The sequence below is a fragment of the Solimonas variicoloris DSM 15731 genome (assembly GCF_000382285.1).
In the GTDB taxonomy this organism is placed as follows: domain Bacteria; phylum Pseudomonadota; class Gammaproteobacteria; order Nevskiales; family Nevskiaceae; genus Solimonas; species Solimonas variicoloris.
Map to the genome: position 1 here is coordinate 287,460 of NZ_KB907925.1, position 15,602 is coordinate 303,061.

14 protein-coding genes are annotated in these 15,602 nt (G+C 72.5%); 10 read left to right on the forward strand and 4 right to left on the reverse strand.

The window, feature by feature from the left end; all coding sequences use genetic code 11:
* The 6 genes from H149_RS0101440 to H149_RS0101465 all read left to right on the forward strand — a co-directional run bounded on the left by H149_RS0101440 (position 1) and on the right by H149_RS0101465 (position 6,469).
* Entirely contained in the window at positions 1 to 234 is a 234-nt protein-coding gene (locus H149_RS0101440) for a HypC/HybG/HupF family hydrogenase formation chaperone (RefSeq protein WP_020647943.1), read from the forward strand.
* The gene (gene hypD, locus H149_RS0101445) at positions 231 to 1,370 is read left to right on the forward strand and encodes a hydrogenase formation protein HypD (protein WP_020647944.1); all 1,140 of its coding nucleotides are present in this window, start codon (positions 231 to 233) and stop codon (positions 1,368 to 1,370) included. Before H149_RS0101440 ends, hypD begins: the two co-directional genes overlap by 4 nt.
* Before the next feature lie 34 nt (positions 1,371 to 1,404).
* Complete coding sequence (gene hypE / locus H149_RS0101450; protein ID WP_020647945.1) at positions 1,405 to 2,454, forward strand: hydrogenase expression/formation protein HypE; 1,050 nt, start codon at positions 1,405 to 1,407, stop codon at positions 2,452 to 2,454.
* A gap of 78 nt (positions 2,455 to 2,532) precedes the next feature.
* The gene (locus H149_RS0101455) at positions 2,533 to 4,002 is read left to right on the forward strand and encodes a sigma-54-dependent transcriptional regulator (protein WP_020647946.1); all 1,470 of its coding nucleotides are present in this window, start codon (positions 2,533 to 2,535) and stop codon (positions 4,000 to 4,002) included.
* Positions 3,999 to 5,006, forward strand: coding sequence for an NADH-quinone oxidoreductase subunit B family protein (locus H149_RS0101460; protein WP_020647947.1), 1,008 nt, complete (start codon positions 3,999 to 4,001; stop codon positions 5,004 to 5,006). The genes H149_RS0101455 and H149_RS0101460 overlap by 4 nt, the downstream gene beginning before the upstream one ends.
* Entirely contained in the window at positions 5,003 to 6,469 is a 1,467-nt protein-coding gene (locus tag H149_RS0101465; protein ID WP_020647948.1) for a nickel-dependent hydrogenase large subunit, read from the forward strand. Before H149_RS0101460 ends, H149_RS0101465 begins: the two co-directional genes overlap by 4 nt.
* A 133-nt stretch (positions 6,470 to 6,602) precedes the next feature.
* Here H149_RS0101465 and H149_RS0101470 read toward each other — a convergent pair whose 3' ends face one another.
* Positions 6,603 to 7,973 carry a sensor histidine kinase gene (locus tag H149_RS0101470; RefSeq protein ID WP_020647949.1) on the reverse strand — a complete coding sequence of 457 codons (1,371 nt, stop codon included), beginning with the start codon at positions 7,971 to 7,973 and terminating at the stop codon, positions 6,603 to 6,605.
* Positions 7,974 to 8,080: 107 nt separating this feature from the next.
* On the opposite strand from H149_RS0101470, the gene H149_RS0101475 reads away from it, so the two are divergent.
* Both H149_RS0101475 and H149_RS0101480 read left to right on the forward strand, forming a co-directional pair.
* Positions 8,081 to 9,550, forward strand: a complete 1,470-nt coding sequence (locus tag H149_RS0101475) for a M20 family peptidase (RefSeq protein WP_020647950.1) — start codon at positions 8,081 to 8,083, stop codon at positions 9,548 to 9,550.
* Entirely contained in the window at positions 9,550 to 9,819 is a 270-nt protein-coding gene (locus H149_RS0101480) for a DUF167 domain-containing protein (RefSeq protein WP_020647951.1), read from the forward strand. The genes H149_RS0101475 and H149_RS0101480 overlap by 1 nt, the downstream gene beginning before the upstream one ends.
* Positions 9,820 to 9,826: 7 nt before the next feature.
* Here H149_RS0101480 and H149_RS21885 read toward each other — a convergent pair whose 3' ends face one another.
* Entirely contained in the window at positions 9,827 to 11,152 is a 1,326-nt protein-coding gene (locus tag H149_RS21885; protein ID WP_020647952.1) for an aminotransferase class V-fold PLP-dependent enzyme, read from the reverse strand.
* Entirely contained in the window at positions 11,152 to 11,520 is a 369-nt protein-coding gene (locus H149_RS23015; protein WP_020647953.1) for a hypothetical protein, read from the reverse strand. Before H149_RS23015 ends, H149_RS21885 begins: the two co-directional genes overlap by 1 nt.
* A 143-nt stretch (positions 11,521 to 11,663) precedes the next feature.
* Here H149_RS23015 and H149_RS0101495 point away from each other — a divergent pair, with 143 nt between their 5' ends.
* Together H149_RS0101495 and H149_RS0101500 are read left to right on the forward strand one after the other, a co-directional pair.
* Entirely contained in the window at positions 11,664 to 13,223 is a 1,560-nt protein-coding gene (locus H149_RS0101495) for an amidase (protein WP_020647954.1), read from the forward strand.
* 79 nt (positions 13,224 to 13,302) lie between these two features.
* Entirely contained in the window at positions 13,303 to 13,836 is a 534-nt protein-coding gene (locus H149_RS0101500) for a hypothetical protein (RefSeq protein ID WP_020647955.1), read from the forward strand.
* Here the strand turns inward: H149_RS0101500 and H149_RS0101505 are convergent.
* Positions 13,827 to 15,452 (reverse strand): OpgD/OpgG family glucan biosynthesis protein, encoded by a 1,626-nt coding sequence (locus H149_RS0101505; protein WP_020647956.1) that lies wholly within the window; start codon positions 15,450 to 15,452, stop codon positions 13,827 to 13,829. The two genes, H149_RS0101500 and H149_RS0101505, sit on opposite strands and share 10 nt — an antisense overlap.
* Positions 15,453 to 15,602 lie beyond the last annotated feature (150 nt).

Below are 15,602 nucleotides of genomic sequence, written 5' to 3' on the forward strand. Positions count from 1 at the left end.
ATGTGTCTTGCCCTGCCCGCCCGCATCGTCCGCCGCGACGGCGACAGCGCCGTCGTCGATCTCGGCGGCGTGCACAAGGAAATCTCGGTCGCGCTGACCCCGGACGCCGGCGTCGGCGACTACGTGATCGTCCACGTCGGCTACGCGATCGGCCAGCTCGACGCCGAGGAAGCGGCGCGCACGCTGGCGCTGTTCGCCGAAGCCGGCGCCGGCCCGCTGGAGGATGCCGCATGAAATACATCGACGAGTTCCGCGACGGCGCGCTGGCGCAGCAGCTCGCCGCGCGCCTGGCGGCCGAGGCCGAGCCGCGGCGCGAATACCGCTTCATGGAGTTCTGTGGCGGCCACACGCACGCGATCTCGCGCTACGGCGTCGCCGACCTGCTGCCGGCCAACGTGCGCATGATCCACGGCCCCGGCTGCCCGGTCTGCGTGCTGCCGATCGGCCGCGTCGATCTGGCGATCCGCCTCGCGCTCGAACACGGCGTGACGCTGTGCACCTACGGCGACACCCTGCGCGTGCCGGCCTCGGACCAGCTGTCGCTGCTCAAGGCCAAGGCGCGCGGCGCCGACATCCGCATGGTCTATTCGGCGGCCGACGCGCTGAAGCTGGCGCAGGCGCAGCCCGAGCGGCAGCTGGTGTTCCTGGCGATCGGCTTCGAGACCACGACGCCGCCGACCGCGCTGGTCGTGCGCGAGGCAGCGCGCCTCGGCCTGACCAACTTCAGCGTGCTGTGCTGCCACGTGCTGACGCCGCCGGCGATCCGCCACATTCTCGACGCCGCCGGCGACGAGGCGCAGGCGACGGCCGCGATCGACGGCTTCGTCGGCCCGGCGCACGTGTCGATCGTCATCGGCTCCGATCCGTACGCGCGCTTCGCCGCCGCCTACCGCAAGCCGGTGGTGATCGCCGGCTTCGAGCCGCTCGACGTGCTGCAGGCGATCCTGATGCTGGTGCGGCAGATCAACGACGGCCGCGCCGAGGTCGAGAACGAATTCACGCGCGCGGTGACGCCGGCCGGCAATCTGCACGCGCAGGCGCTGATGGACGAGGTCTTCGCGCTGCGCGAAAGCTTCGAGTGGCGAGGCCTCGGCGAGCTGCCGCTGAGCGCGCTGCGCCTGTCGGACCGCTATGCCGCGTTCGACGCCGAGCGCCGTTTCGCGCTGCACTACACGCCGGTCGCCGATCACAAGCTCTGCGAATGCGGCGCGATCCTGCGCGGCATCAAGCGGCCGCAGGACTGCCGCATCTTCGGCACCGTCTGCACGCCGGAGTCGCCGGTCGGTTCGTGCATGGTGTCGAGCGAGGGCGCCTGCGCCGCGCACTACACCTATGGCCGCTTCCGCGACGCCGGCGCGCGCGCGGCATGAGCGCGGCCACCGATCCGCTGCCGGGAGAGACGACATGAGCGCTCCGGAACCCTATGTGCGGCCGCTGGACTTCAAGCGCGGCCGCGTTGATCTCAACCACGGCGCCGGCGGCCGTGCCGCCGCGCAGCTGATCCGCGAGCTGTTCGCGGCGGCGTTCGACAACGAATGGCTGCGCCAGGGCGACGACGGCGCGCGTCTGCCGCTGCCGGCCGGCGAATGCGTGATGGCGACCGACGCGCATGTGGTCACGCCGCTGTTCTTTCCGGGCGGCGATATCGGCTGCCTCGCCGTGCACGGCACCGTCAACGACGTCGCCGTGATGGGCGCGCGGCCGCTGTACCTGGCGGCGAGCTTCATTCTCGAGGAAGGCTATCCGATCGCCGAGCTGCGCCGCATCGTCGCGTCGATGGCGCGCGCCGCGCGCGAGGCCGGCGTCGCCATCGTCACCGGCGACACCAAGGTCGTCGAGCAGGGCAAGGGCGACGGTGTGTTCATCACCACGACCGGCGTCGGCGTCATCGCGCCCGGCGCGCCGCGCCCGGCCGGCCATCGCGCGCGGCCCGGCGACCGCATCTACGTGTCCGGCTGCATCGGCGATCACGGTGTGGCGATCCTCTCGACGCGCGAATCGCTCGGCTTCGAGACCGCCGTGCAGTCCGATACCGCGGCGCTGCACGGGCTCGTCGCCGAGCTGCTCGCGGCGGTGCCGCAGACCGCGGTACTGCGCGATCCGACCCGCGGCGGGCTGGCGACCACGCTCAACGAGATCGCCGCGCAGTCGGGCGTCGGCATGCGTCTGCGCGAGGCGGACATCCCGCTGCGCCCGCAGGTCGCCGCCGCCTGCGAGCTGCTCGGCCTCGATCCGCTGTACGTCGCCAACGAGGGCAAGCTGGTCGCGATCTGTCCGGCCGAGCACGGCGCGCGCCTGCTCGCGGCGCTGCGCGCGCATCCGCTCGGCGCCGACGCCGCCTGCATCGGCGAGGTGGTCGCCGATGCACATGGCTTCGTCGAAATGGAAACGCGCTTCGGCGGCCGGCGCGTCGTCGACTGGCTCAGCGGCGAGCAGCTGCCGCGCATTTGCTGAAAAAGGCGGCGCGGCGGTCCGCGTTATGATGGCCGCGCTTTCGCAGATCCCAGGCAGGGCCTTCCGTCCCCACCCACGATGCGCACGACTCCCGAACAAGCCGGCGTTCTCGTCGTCGACGACGAGCGCCATTCGGTCGAAGCGATCCGGCGCACGCTGGAGGACGACTTCGTGGTCTGGACCGCGGCCTCCGCCGACGAGGCGCAGGACGTGCTGCAGACGCACGCCGACGACGGCGACGTGCAGGTCATCCTCTGCGACCAGCGCATGCCGGGCACCACCGGCCTCGAATTCCTGCGCGCGGTGCGCGAGCGCTGGCCGGACATCGTGCGCATCATCATCTCCGGCCATACCGACGCCGAGGACATCATCGCCGGCGTCAACGAGGCCGGCATCTACCAGTACGTGCTCAAGCCGTGGATGCCCGACCAGCTGCTCGAGCTGGTGCGCGACGCGGTCGAGGCGCGACGCCTGCAGAATGACGTGCGCCGCATCGACCTGGAGGTGCGCGACGGTCCGGCGGTGCTGCGCCGGCGCCTGCACGAGCGCCAGGACGCGGCGCAGGCGCGCTACGGTTTTCGCGCCATCGCGCGCGGCGAGGACAGCCCGCTCGAAGCCGTGTTCGACGTCGCCGAGCGTATCGCCCGGCACGACCTCTCGGTGCTGCTGCTCGGCGAGTCCGGCACCGGCAAGGAGCTGCTGGCGCGCGCCATCCATCAGGCCAGCCCGCGCGCGCTGCGGCCGTTCGTCAGCGAGAACTGCGCGGCGCTGCCGGATTCGCTGCTCGAATCCGAACTGTTCGGCCACAAGCGCGGCGCCTTCACCGGCGCGCTGCAGGATCACGTCGGCCTGTTCCAGCGCGCCAACGGCGGCACGCTGTTTCTCGACGAGATCGGCGACACCACGCCGAGCCTGCAGGTGAAGATGCTGCGCGTGCTGCAGGAGGGCGAGGTGCGGCCGGTCGGCGCGACGCGCGCGGTGGCGGTCGATGTGCGCGTGATCGCGGCGACGCACCGCGATCTCGAAGCCGAAGTCCGCGCCGGCCGCTTCCGCGAGGATCTCTACTACCGGCTGGCGACGGTGACGTTGTCGCTGCCGCCGCTGCGCGAGCGTCCTGGCGACCTGCAGGCGATCGTCGCGATGCTGCTCGACGAAGCCGCGACCGAGCTCGCCAAGCCGCACGACGGCTTCAGCGAGGAGGCGATGGCCTGCCTGCTGTCGTATCCGTGGCCCGGCAACATCCGCGAGCTGCGCAACGAGGTGTTCCGCGCGCTGGCGCTGTCCGACACCCTGCGCGTCGAGGCCGACGCGCTGTCGCCGAAGGTGCGCCTCGGCCGCGCGCCGGTGACGGCCGCCGCCGCCGGCCTGCCGCGCATCACCGGCGGCGGGCCGCTGCAGCAGCGCCTCGACGCGATCGAGGCGGCGATCCTGCGCGAGACCCTGCTGCGCCACCGCTGGAACAAGTCGCGCGCCGCCGCCGAGCTGCAGCTGTCGCGCGTCGGCCTGCGCCAGAAGCTGCAGCGCCTCGGTCTGGAGGCGAAGAAGTGACGGCGCGCGTGCTGTGGCTGCAGTCCGGCGGCTGCGGCGGCTGCAGCATGTCGCTGCTCTGCGCCGACACGCCGGACCTGTACGCGACGCTGGACGACGCCGGCATCGAGCTGCTCTGGCATCCGTCGCTGTCGCTGGCCGGCGGCGAGGAACTGCTGGCCCTGCTCGGCCGCTGCCTGCGCGGCGAGCAGGCGGTCGACGTGCTCTGCGTCGAGGGCGCGCTGCTGCGCGGACCGCATGGCAGCGGCCGCTTCCACGAGCTGGCCGGCAGCGGCCGGCCGATGCTCGACTGGGTCCGCGATCTGGCCGGCGTCGCCCGCCACGTGGTCGCGGTCGGCAGCTGCGCGGCCTGGGGCGGCATCAGCGCCGGCGGGCCGAACCCGACCGACGCGGTCGGCCTGCAGTACGAGGGCGCCGAACCCGGCGGCGCGCTCGGCCGCGACTTCCGCGCGCGCGGCGGCCTGCCGGTCGTCAATGTCGCCGGCTGCCCGACGCATCCGGACTGGGTGATCGAAACCCTGGCGCTGCTGGCACGCGACGCGCTGGACGGCGCCGCGCTCGATGCGCTGGCGCGGCCGCGCTTCTACGCCGACCAGCTGGTCCACCACGGCTGCACGCGCAACGAGTTCTACGAGTTCAAGGCCAGCGCCGAGAAGCCGTCCGACCTCGGCTGCCTGATGGAGCACATGGGCTGCAAGGGCACGCAGGCGCATGGCGACTGCAACATCCGCGCCTGGAACGGCGCCGGCTCGTGCACGCGCGGCGGCTACGCCTGCATCAGCTGCACCGAGCCCGGCTTCGAGGACCCGGGGCATCCGTTCCACATGACGCCGAAGATCGCCGGCATTCCGATCGGCCTGCCGACCGACATGCCGAAGGCCTGGTTCGTCGCGCTCGCCTCGCTGTCGAAGTCGGCGACGCCGGCGCGCGTGCGTCACAACGCGGTCGCCGATCACGCCGTGCTGCCGCCGGCGATCAAGCCGACCGTGCGCCGCGGCCGATGAGCGAGGCGGCCCGCCGCAGCCGGCGCCTGGTCGTCGGGCCGTTCAACCGCGTCGAGGGCGATCTCGAAGTGCGGCTCGACATCGCCGACGGCGCGGTGCGCAAGGCCTGGGTCAACTCGCCGATGTACCGCGGCTTCGAGCAGATCCTGCCGGGCCGCGATCCGTTCGACGCGCTGGTCTACGTGCCGCGCATCTGCGGCATCTGTTCGGTCTCGCAGTCGCTGGCCGCCGCCGACGCGCTCGCCCAGCTGTCCGGCGTGCGCATGCCGGACAACGGCCGCCACGCGCTGAACCTGATGGCCGGCGTCGAGAACGCCGCCGACCACCTCACGCATTTCTATCTGTTCTTCATGCCGGACTTCGCGCGCGAGGCCTACGCCGCGCGCGACTGGCATGCCGAGGTGCAGGCGCGCTACGCGGCCGGGGCCGGCGCGCGGGCGCGCACGGCGCTGGCCGCGCGCCAGCGCTGGTTCACGATCGTCGGCCTGCTCGGCGGCAAGTGGCCGCACACGCAGTCGGTGCAGCCCGGCGGCAGCTCGCGCGCGGTCGACGCGTCGGAACGGCTGCGTCTGCGCGCGTTGGTCCGCGAATTCCGCCGCTACCTCGAGCGCGAAACTTTCGGCGACGCGCTGGAGGCGGTGCTCGCGCTCGACACGCCGGCCGCGCTGCGGCGCTGGCAGGCCGCGGCGCCGGCCTCGGACCTGCGCCTGTTCCTCGACATCGCCGACGATCTCGACCTGCCGGCGCTCGGCCGCGGTCCGGGCCGCTATCTCTCGTACGGCGCCTACCCGCAGCCGGACGCTACGCTGCCGCTCGCCGCCGGCTTCTACGACGGCGGCCTGCAGCCGCTCGACCTCGCGCGCGTCGCCGAGGATCTGGCGTCCTCGCACTACGCCGGCGACGCGCCCTGCCATCCCTGGCTCGGCGAGACGCAGCCGCAGCTCGACAAGCCCGGGGCCTACAGCTGGAGCAAGGCGCCGCGCTACGGCGGCGCGGTGCTGGAGACCGGCGCGCTGGCGCGCGCCGTCGTCAGCGGCGATGCGCTGCTGTGCGCCGATGCCGCGGCCGCCGGCGGCAACGTGCGCAATCGCGTGCTGGCGCGGCTGCTGGAGCTGGCGCGGCTCGCGGTCTGGGCCGAGCGCTGGGTCGACGCGCTCGAACCCGGCGCGCCGTTCTTCGCGGTGTCGCGGCGCGGCCTGCAGGACGGCCGCGCGGTCGGCGCCCACGAGGCGGCGCGCGGCGCGCTCGGGCACTGGCTGGAAGTGCGCGACGGCCGCATCGCGCGCTACCAGATCGTCGCGCCGACCACCTGGAACTTCTCGCCGCGCGACGCGCGCGGCCAGCCGGGCGCGCTCGAAGCGGCGCTCGCCGGCACGCCGGTCGGCGCCGCCGAAACGACGCCGGTCGCCGTGCAGCACGTGGTGCGCTCGTTCGATCCGTGCATGGTCTGCACGGTGCACTGAGACAGGTCCGGCGAAGGTCTGCATGAGCCCCTCGTCGCCGCGCTGCGGCCGCGGCGCTGCGGAGACGCCGCCGGACGGCTTCGGCGCCTGCGGCGATTCGCCATGACGAGGGATGAACTGCTGCGGAGCTTGCCTAGGCGGCGGTGCGCGCCGCCGGCAGCGTCACGCAGAAGCGGGCGCCGGCCGGGCTGTCGACCAGCGCCAGGCGGCCGCCGAACTGCTCGACGATGCCGTAGCTGATCGACAGCCCGAGTCCGGTGCCCTTGCCGACCGGCTTGGTGGTGAAGAACGGGTCGAAGATGCGCGAGTGCAGCGCCTCCGGCACGCCGGGCCCGTTGTCGGCGAAGCAGAGCTCGATCGCGTCGCCGACGCGGCGGCCGTCGATCCGCAGCCGCGGCGTCTCGACGCCGGCCGCCGCCGTCGCGTCGCTGGCGTTCTGCACCAGATTCATGAACACCTGCAGCAGCGGGCCCGGCGCGGCCAGCGCGACGAGTCCGCTGTCGATGTCGAGCTCGACCGTGAAGCGCGCCGCCGCGCCCTTGCGCACCCAGTGCACGGCGCGTTCGACGGTCTCGCGCAGCGCCACCGGCCGCACTTCCTCGCTGCTCACCGCCGAGAAGCGCTTGAGGCCGGCGACGATCTCGGCGGTGCGCTGCGCGCCCTCGACGGTGCCGGCGATCAGGCCCGGCAGATCGTCGACCACGCGGTCGATCTTCAGGCGCGCGCGCGCCGCGTGCGCTTCCGCCGACAGCGGCTCGGCGTGCAGCACTTCGAGGTAACGGCCGACGCGTTCGGCGTAGCGGCTCAGCGCGTGCACGTTGCCGAGCACGAAGCTGATCGGATTATTGAGCTCGTGCGCGACGCCGGCGACCAGGCGGCCGAGCGAGGCCATCTTCTCGGAGTGCAGCAGCTGCTGCTGCGCGCTCTTGAGCGCGGCGTGCGCATCCTGCAACTGCTGGTAGGCGCGCCGCAGCTCGCCGACCGGGCGCCCGACCAGCACGTGGCCGGCGACCGCACCGCCGGCGTCCTGACGCGGCGCGACGTGAATCTCGACCGGCACCGCGCCGCCCTGCGCGTCGTGCAGTTCGACGTCCAGGGTTTCGGTGCTGCGGCCTTCGCGCGCGGTCTGCGCGATGCAGCGGCGCAGGCGCTCGACATCGGTTTCGCGCAGCAGCGCGCAGAATGGCGTGCCGAGCAGCTCCGTCGCGCTGCGGCCGACCAGTTCGGCGAGCGCCGGATTGATCTGCTGGATACAGCCGTCGTCGCCGCAGGCGGCGACGAAGTCGGACATCGACGCCAGCACGCTGGAGATGAAGCGGTTGGACTGTTCGAGCTCGTCGTTCTTGCGTTCGAGCGCGACTTCGTCCTCGACCAGGCGCGAATAGACCTCGTCCATGCGCTGGATGACGTCGAGCCAGACCGCCTCGTCGACGCCTTCGAGCGGCAGCGCGCCTGCCGGTGCCGGGCGCTGCTGCTTGCCTTCGTCTTCTCGGGAATCGGCCATCGGCGCGCGTGCCTCGCGATCGTTCGCGCATTGTAGATGGCGGCGCCGCGGCGGGTGGCGCGACCCTTGCGATAAGCTTCGCCGTCGCCGATGGCCGGGGAGGGTCCATGCGCCGCATCTTGTTGATCATCGTCATTCTGCTCGGCGGCTTGCTCGCCGCACTGTTCGTCGGCCTGTCGCGGCTGCCGGCCGCCGTCGCGCGCGATGCCGCGTCGGTCGCGGTCGAAGTCGACGCCGATGCCGCCGCGGCGCGGCTGGCCGCGGCGATCCGCATCCCGACCGTGTCGGCGACGCCGGAGGCGCCGAACGACGCCGCCTTCGACGCGCTCGCGGCGCTGCTGCGCGAGCACTATCCGCGCGTGCACGCCGCCTTGGCGCTCGAAAAGATCGGCGCGCACGGCCTGCTCTATCGCTGGGACGGCCGCGATCCGTCGCTGCCGCCGCTGCTGCTGCTCGCGCATCAGGACGTCGTGCCGGTCGACGCTGCCGGCGCGTCGCGCTGGCAGCACGCGCCGTTCTCCGGCGACATCGCCGACGGCTACGTCTGGGGCCGCGGCACGCTCGACGACAAGGGCAGCCTGATCGCGCAGATGGAAGCGGTCGAGGCGCTGCTCGCGCAGGGCTACGCGCCGCCGCGCACGATCTATTTCGCGTACGGCCATGACGAGGAGATCGGCGGCGACGACGGCGCCAGGAAGATCGCGGCGCGGCTCAAGGCGCGCGGCGTGAGCGCCTGGTTCGCGCTCGACGAGGGCGGCGCGATCACGCGCGGCGTGGTCGCCGGCGTGACGGCGCCGGTCGCCTCGGTGATGGTGGCGGAGAAGGGCTACGCCTCGTTCGAGCTGCGCGCGCACGAGAGCGGCGGCCACTCGTCGATGCCGCCGCCGGTCACCGCGATCGGCCGCCTCGCGCGCGCCGTCGCGCGGCTGGAGGCGCAGCCGATGCCGGCGCGCGTGACGCCGGCGGTGGCGACGATGCTCGAAACGCTGGCGCCGCAGCTGCCGTTCGCGCAGCGCCTGGCGATCGCCAACCGCTGGCTGTTCGGACCGCTGCTGCTCGACCAGCTCGCGCAGGCGCCGGTCACCAACGCGCTGATCCGCACCACCACGGCGCCGACTGTGTTCAACGCCGGCGTCAAGGACAACGTGCTGCCCGGCGAAGCGCTGGCGATCGTCAACTTCCGCCTGCTGCCCGGCGACACCATCGCCGCCGTGCAGCGCCACGTCGTCGACACCATCGCCGATCGGGCGGTCGAGGTGCGGCTGCAGGCCGAATTCGCCGACGAGGCCTCGCCGCCGGCCGACGCCAGCGGCCCCGGCTATGCGCTGGTGCGGCGCAGCGTCGAGGAAGTGTTTCCCGACGCGCTGGTGGTGCCGGGCCTGGTGGTCGGCGCGACCGACCTGCGCCATTACGCCGACGTCATCGAGGCCCGCTACAACTTCAATCCGGGCCGTCTCGACGCCGCCGATCTCGAACGCATCCACGGCATCGACGAGCGCCTCGCGGTCGCCGAGTTCGCCGACATGGTGCGCTTCTACCAGCGCTTTCTGATCAACGCGAGCGGGACGCCCGGCTGATGGCGCGGCTTGCCGTCAAGGTCAGCCCGAAGGCCTCGCGCAACGCCGTGCTCGGCTGGCACGGCGAAGCGCTGAAAGTGTCGGTGACGGCAGTGCCGGAGCGCGGCAAGGCCAACGCCGCGGTGCAGGAACTGCTCGCCGAGGTGCTGCGCGTGCCGAAGTCGGCGGTGCAGCTGCTGCGCGGCGACACCCACAGCCAGAAGCAGTTCGAGATCGCCGGCCTCGACGAGGCCGAGCTGCGCGCGCGGCTCGACGCCGCGCGGCGCTGAGCGCGGTTCAGGCCAGCGCCGCCTTCAGCGCGGCGACCGCCGTGTCGAGATCCTGCTCGTCGTTGTAGACGTGCGTGCACAGGCGCAGCGCCAGCGGCAGCTCGCCGGTCTCGCCGCTCGCCACGTCGCACAGCACGCGGTTGCCGTGCACGTAGGCCGCGTACAAGCCGTGCTGTTCGTAGAGCGCGCGGAAGGCGGCGACCGCGCGCGCCGGCTCGTCGCTCGCGACCACGCTGATGCCGTGTGCGTAGCGCTCGTCGTCCGGCGTCTGCAGACGCAGGCCGGCGGCGCGCAGGCGCTCGCGCAGCTGCGTGCCGAGCGTCTGGATGCGCGCCTCGATCGCCTCGGCGCCGAGCGCGAGGTGGAATTCGAGCGCGGTGGCGAGCGCCGCGAACGAGGCGTCGTTGCGCTGGCCCAGGCACTCGAAGCGCGCGGCGCCGTCGGCCAGCGCCGTTTCCGGATAGTCGAAGGCGTAGTCGTAGCCGACCGTGCTCGGCCGCAGCGCGGCAACGCGCGCGCGGCGCACGTAGAGAATGCCCATCTCGCGCGGCCCCATCAGCCACTTGTGGGCGCTGCTCGAATAGCTGTCGCAGTCCATCGCCGCGAGATCGAGCGCGGTCGAGCCCCAGCCCTGCGCGCCGTCGACGTGCACGAAGATGTCCGGCCGATAGGCGTGGATCGCGCGGCACAGCGCCGCTGCCGGCAGGCGCAGGCCGCTGATGTTCGAGATCTGGCTGAAGCTGACGACGCGCGTGCGCGGGCCGAGCGCGGCGACGAAGGGCGCGATCAGCTCGGCGTCGCTGCGCGGCTGCGCCGGCACGCGCACGACGCGGCAGACGAACGGCGTGCGCGCGCGCCGATAGCCCCAGCTGCGGTTGTTGCTGTGATGGTTCTGATCCCAGAGCACGACCTCGTCGCTGGCCGCGAGCTCGAAGCCGTTGACGATCGTCGCATTGGCTTCCGTGGTGTTGCGCATGATCGCGACGTCGTCGCCGGCGACGCCGAGGTGTCGCGCGAACAGCGCGCGCAGCCGCGCGATCTGCGTCTGCAGGTAGAGCAGGCGGTGATGGAACGAGGCGTCGGCCGCCAGTGCCGCGTTGGCTGCGTCGTAGGCGGCGATCACGCGCTGCAGCGGCGGCGTCAGATTAGCGGCGTTGAGCGGCACGCGCGGCGCCGCGCTGTGCGCGAACGCGAATTCGCGGCGCACCGCGGCCCAGTCGCCGGCGGCCGGCAGCGCCGCCGCCGGTGTCGTGGCGCCGGCCTGCAGCAGACGGCCGCCCAGCGCGGTGGCGGCGCCGGCGGCGCCGAGCGCGAACAGCTCGCGGCGGCGCATCAGCGCAGCCCCGGGCGGCGCGGCAAGGCGGCCGCGATCAGCAGCACGGCGCACAGCGCCGCGATGCCGGCGCCGATGCCGGCGAGCAGACCGTACAGCGTGCGGCGCAGCGTCGCGACCAGCAGCGCGTCGCCGCTCAGCGGTGCGGCCAGGCTGCCGGCGACGACCAGCAGCGCGAGCGCGGCGCCGAGCAGCAAGGCCAGAGCGCGCAGCAGCCGGCGGGGCCAGCGCGCGTGCAGCGCCCCGCCGCCGAGCCACAGCGCCGCGAGCAGCACGCCGCTGACCATCGGCAGCCAGGCCGGTAGCGTGCCGAGCAGGGCGGTGGCGAACACCGATTCCCAGGCGCGCGTCGTGATCCATGCGGACATCGAAACCTTCCTGCCCGTGGAACCCGGGCCGATGCGGCGAAGCGGAAAGCCTATTACGGGCGCGCTGCGGGCGGCGCGCTTGACCGGCGGCGCCAGCGTGCGCGGCCGTGCCACAATCGATCCGGCCCCACGGAGTCAGATCGATGCACGCCGCCGTTCGTCACACGCTCGCGGTTCTGGTCTTGTCCGGCCTCGGCGCGGCGAGCGCCGCCGGGCCGGTGCCCGAACCGGCCTACGAAACGCTCGGCGTCGCCGAGCTGCAGGCGCGGATGGCGCGCGGCGAGCTGTCGGCCGAAGGCCTGACGCGTTACTTCCTCGCCCGCATCGAGGCGCTCGATCGCCACGGTCCGCGGCTCAACGCGGTGATCGAGGTCAATCCGGAGGCGCTGGCGATCGCCCGCGCGCTCGACGCCGCGGACGGACCGCGCGGGCCGCTGTTCGGCATCCCGGTTCTTCTCAAGGACAACATCGACACCGCCGACGCGATGCTGACGACGGCCGGCTCGCTGGCGCTGCTCGACAGCCGTCCGCGGCGCGACGCGGCGCTGGTGGCGCGGCTGCGCGCGGCCGGCGCCGTGGTGCTCGGCAAGACCAATCTCAGCGAGTGGGCGAACTTCCGCGGCGAGCGCTCGATCAGCGGCTGGAGCGCTCGCGGCGGGCAGACCGGCAATCCCTGGGGTGCCGGCCGCAATCCCTGCGGTTCCAGTTCGGGGTCCGGTGCGGCGATCGCCGCCGGGCTCGCCGTGCTTGCGGTCGGCACCGAGACCGACGGCTCGATCGTCTGCCCGAGCAGCGTCAACGGTCTCGTCGGCATCAAGCCGACGCTCGGCCTCGTCAGCCGCAGCGGCGTGATCCCGATCGCCGCCAGCCAGGACACCGCCGGACCGATGACGCGGCGCGTCGCCGACGCCGCGCTGCTGCTGCAGGTGCTCGCCGGCGGCGATGCCGACGATGCGGCGACCGCGGCGATCCCGGCCGGCCTGATCGCGGGCCTCGCGCCGGTCGCGCCGCGGTCGCTGCAGGGCCTGCGCCTCGGCGTGGTCCGCAACCAGACCGGCTTCCACGCCGGCGTCGACGCGCTGTTCGAGTCGGCGCTGCAGCGTCTGGCGGCGGCCGGTGCCGAGCTGATCGACGTCCGCCTCGACGCGGCGAAAACACTCGACGCCGACGAAACGACCGTACTGGAGTACGAATTCAAGGACGGCATCGAACGCTATCTGGCCGGCCGCGACGGCGGACCGAAGACGCTGGCGGATCTGATCGCCTTCAACACGCGCATGGCGGCGCTCGAACTGCCGTGGTTCGGCCAGGAAGTCTTTCTGTCGGCGCAGCAGCGTGGTTCGCTCGCCGATCGCGCCTACCGCGACGCGCGGGCGCGCGCCAGGCGCGCCGCCGGCCGCGACGGCATCGACGCGCTGCTCCGGCGGCAGCGCCTCGCCGCGCTGCTGGCGCCGACCATGGGCCCGGCCTGGCTGACCGATCCGGTGCTCGGCGATCACTTCGTCGGCGGCGGGGTCTCGCAGATGCCGGCCGTCGCCGGCTATCCGCACGTCACCGTGCCCGCCGGCCTGGTCGGCGGCCTGCCGGTTGGCCTGTCGCTGGTCGCCGGCGCCTGGCAGGACGCGACGCTGATCGGCATCGCCGCCGCCTGCGAGCGGCTGTTGCCGCCGCTGCCGCCGCCACCGTTCCCCTCGCTGCGCTGAAAGGGCGCTGCCTGCAACTCGGCATCGACGAATCGCCGAGCGGAATTTCTCGAAATTTGGATCGGAGGATTGGCCCCGCATGCAGGAACTGCCCCCACAGTCGAAAGCCGATTTACGCGACGGAATCTGGTTCGTCTTTGCGCTGGACGGGCACATCGTGCGCGGCTGGGGCTCGCGATCCGGGCTTGAGCGCGTCTACGTCGACGATCAGATCGTCTCCGAACACCGCAGCTTCGGTCGGACCAGCGTTCATGCCTTCAGCGTCGGAACCCGGCCTTGCGAGCTTCGCTTCGTCACCCTGAGCTATCTCAAGGGAGCCCTCGAATGCACCTTGTCATGCGCAGGCAAGCCTGTCGCAGCCTTTCGCGTCCGTTACTCGTCGCCTCTGTTCTCGTGGAAGCGCCTCGCGCTTGCGCTCGTCCTCGGCGCTCTCACCGGCTGGGGCGTTTCCTACCTCAAATGGCCGCCGTGGACAGTATGGCCGGCGCTCGGTCTCGTGCTGCTGGTGCTGCAGCGCACACGCAAGCGCCTCACGATCCTGATCGAGGAGGTAAACCCGATTGCTGGCCGGCCTGCCGACGCACGACCACGGCACCAGTCGCGTCAGCCGTGACTCTTGCTCGGCGCGAACGGGTGGTACTGGTAGAGCCAGGTTTCCGACAGCGTCTGCTCGCCGCTGCGTAGATACAGACGCATGTCGACCGGCTCGTCGCCGCTGGTGGTCAGGTCGAACTGCGCGCGCCAGTGGCCCGGCACGCCGTCCGGCACCGCCTCGCAGAACACGTACGAGAAGCTGCCGCGCGAGGCGCTGAGCACGGCTTCCGGCTTGACGCCGAACGGCAGTTTTTCGAGCGGGCCGCCGAGGAACTCGACCATGAACTTGCGCACGCCCTGCGGACGCGGCTTGCCCGGCTCGCCGCCGTTGCCGAGGCGCGTCGCCACGCAGCGCGCCAGCGGCGTCGGGTACGGCTCGTCGGCGCGCCAGTGCAGGCGGTACTTGAGGCGGTATTCGCTGCCGGCCGTGGCCGGCGCCTTCGGCACCCACATGGCGACGATGTTGTCGTGGATCTCGTCGTCGGTCGGGATTTCGATCAGCTGCACGCTGCCCTCGCCCCAGTCGCCGAGCGGCTCGACCCACAGGCTCGGGCGGCGGTCGTAGTAGACGCCGTCCTGGTAGTGGTCGAAGTTGCGGTCGCGCTGCAGCAGGCCGAAGCCGTGCGGATTCTGGTCCGCGAACGCCGAGGCCATGGTCCGCGGCGGATTGTTCAGCGGCCGCCAGATGCGCTCGCCGTGGCCGTTCCAGATGGCGAGGCCGTCGGAGTCATGCACCTCCGGACGCCAGTCGATCGCGGTCGCCTTGGCGGTTTCCGAGAACCAGTACATCGAGGTCGCCGGCGCGATGCCGAGGCGCGCGACGTCGCGGCGCAGGAACAGCGCGCACTCGATGTCCATCAGCACCGCTTTCTCGCGCTGCATGACGAAGCGGTAGGCGCCGGCGACGCTCGGACCTTCGAGCAGCGCGTAGACCGTCACCGTGTCGCTGCCGTCCTGCGGCGGCAGAAAGTGGAACTGGGTGAAGCTCGGGAATTCCTCGGGACGGTCGGCCTGGGCGACGTCGAGGGCGATGCCGCGCGCCGACAGGCCGTACTGGAACAGCTCGCCGATCGCGCGGAAGTACGAGGCGCCGAGGAAGGCGACCCAGTCGTTCTTGCGCCACGGCAGCTTGGCCTGATCGCCGAGCCGCCCGTCGTTCAAACGACTTTCCTGGAAGCGGAAGCCGGCGAAGCCGGCGCCCTTGGGCAGGGCGCGCGCCGGACTGTCGGCCGGCATGTCGAAGTAGGCCGGGTCGTAGACGATCTCGCGCGTCTTCGTGCCGGCGGCGTCGAGCACGTGCATGTGCACCGGCGTCTGAAAGTAGCGGCCGAGATGGAAGAAGGTCACCGGGAACGGCCCCGGACCGTCCGCGAACAAGGCTTCGTCGGTCTTGAAATGGATCTTGCCGTGCGCCTCGTAGTCGATGCGTTCGAGCACTTCGCGCGGCAGCTTCGGCGGCGGCGCGTACGGGGCGGCGGCCAGCGCGCGGGCCTGCGCGACCAGCGCATCGAACGAGAACGGCCGTGTCTTGCCGAGGCGCAGGCCCTGCCGGGCGAGCGATTCGGGCGACAGGCCGAGCGCGGCGAGCGCGGCCATCGAGGTGGAGGCGGCAATGAAGCGGCGGCGGCTGAGCATGACGTCGCGATCCTGGACGGTGAGGGGCCGGGGCGGCGCATGCCCCGGGGCGCGCGATTTTTAACGGGACGCCGATGAACTGTCCATGACTCCGCCCGCCCCCCGGTCGCGGCCGCGCGCGCCATGCGACAATGGCGCCTGCGTTTCCAC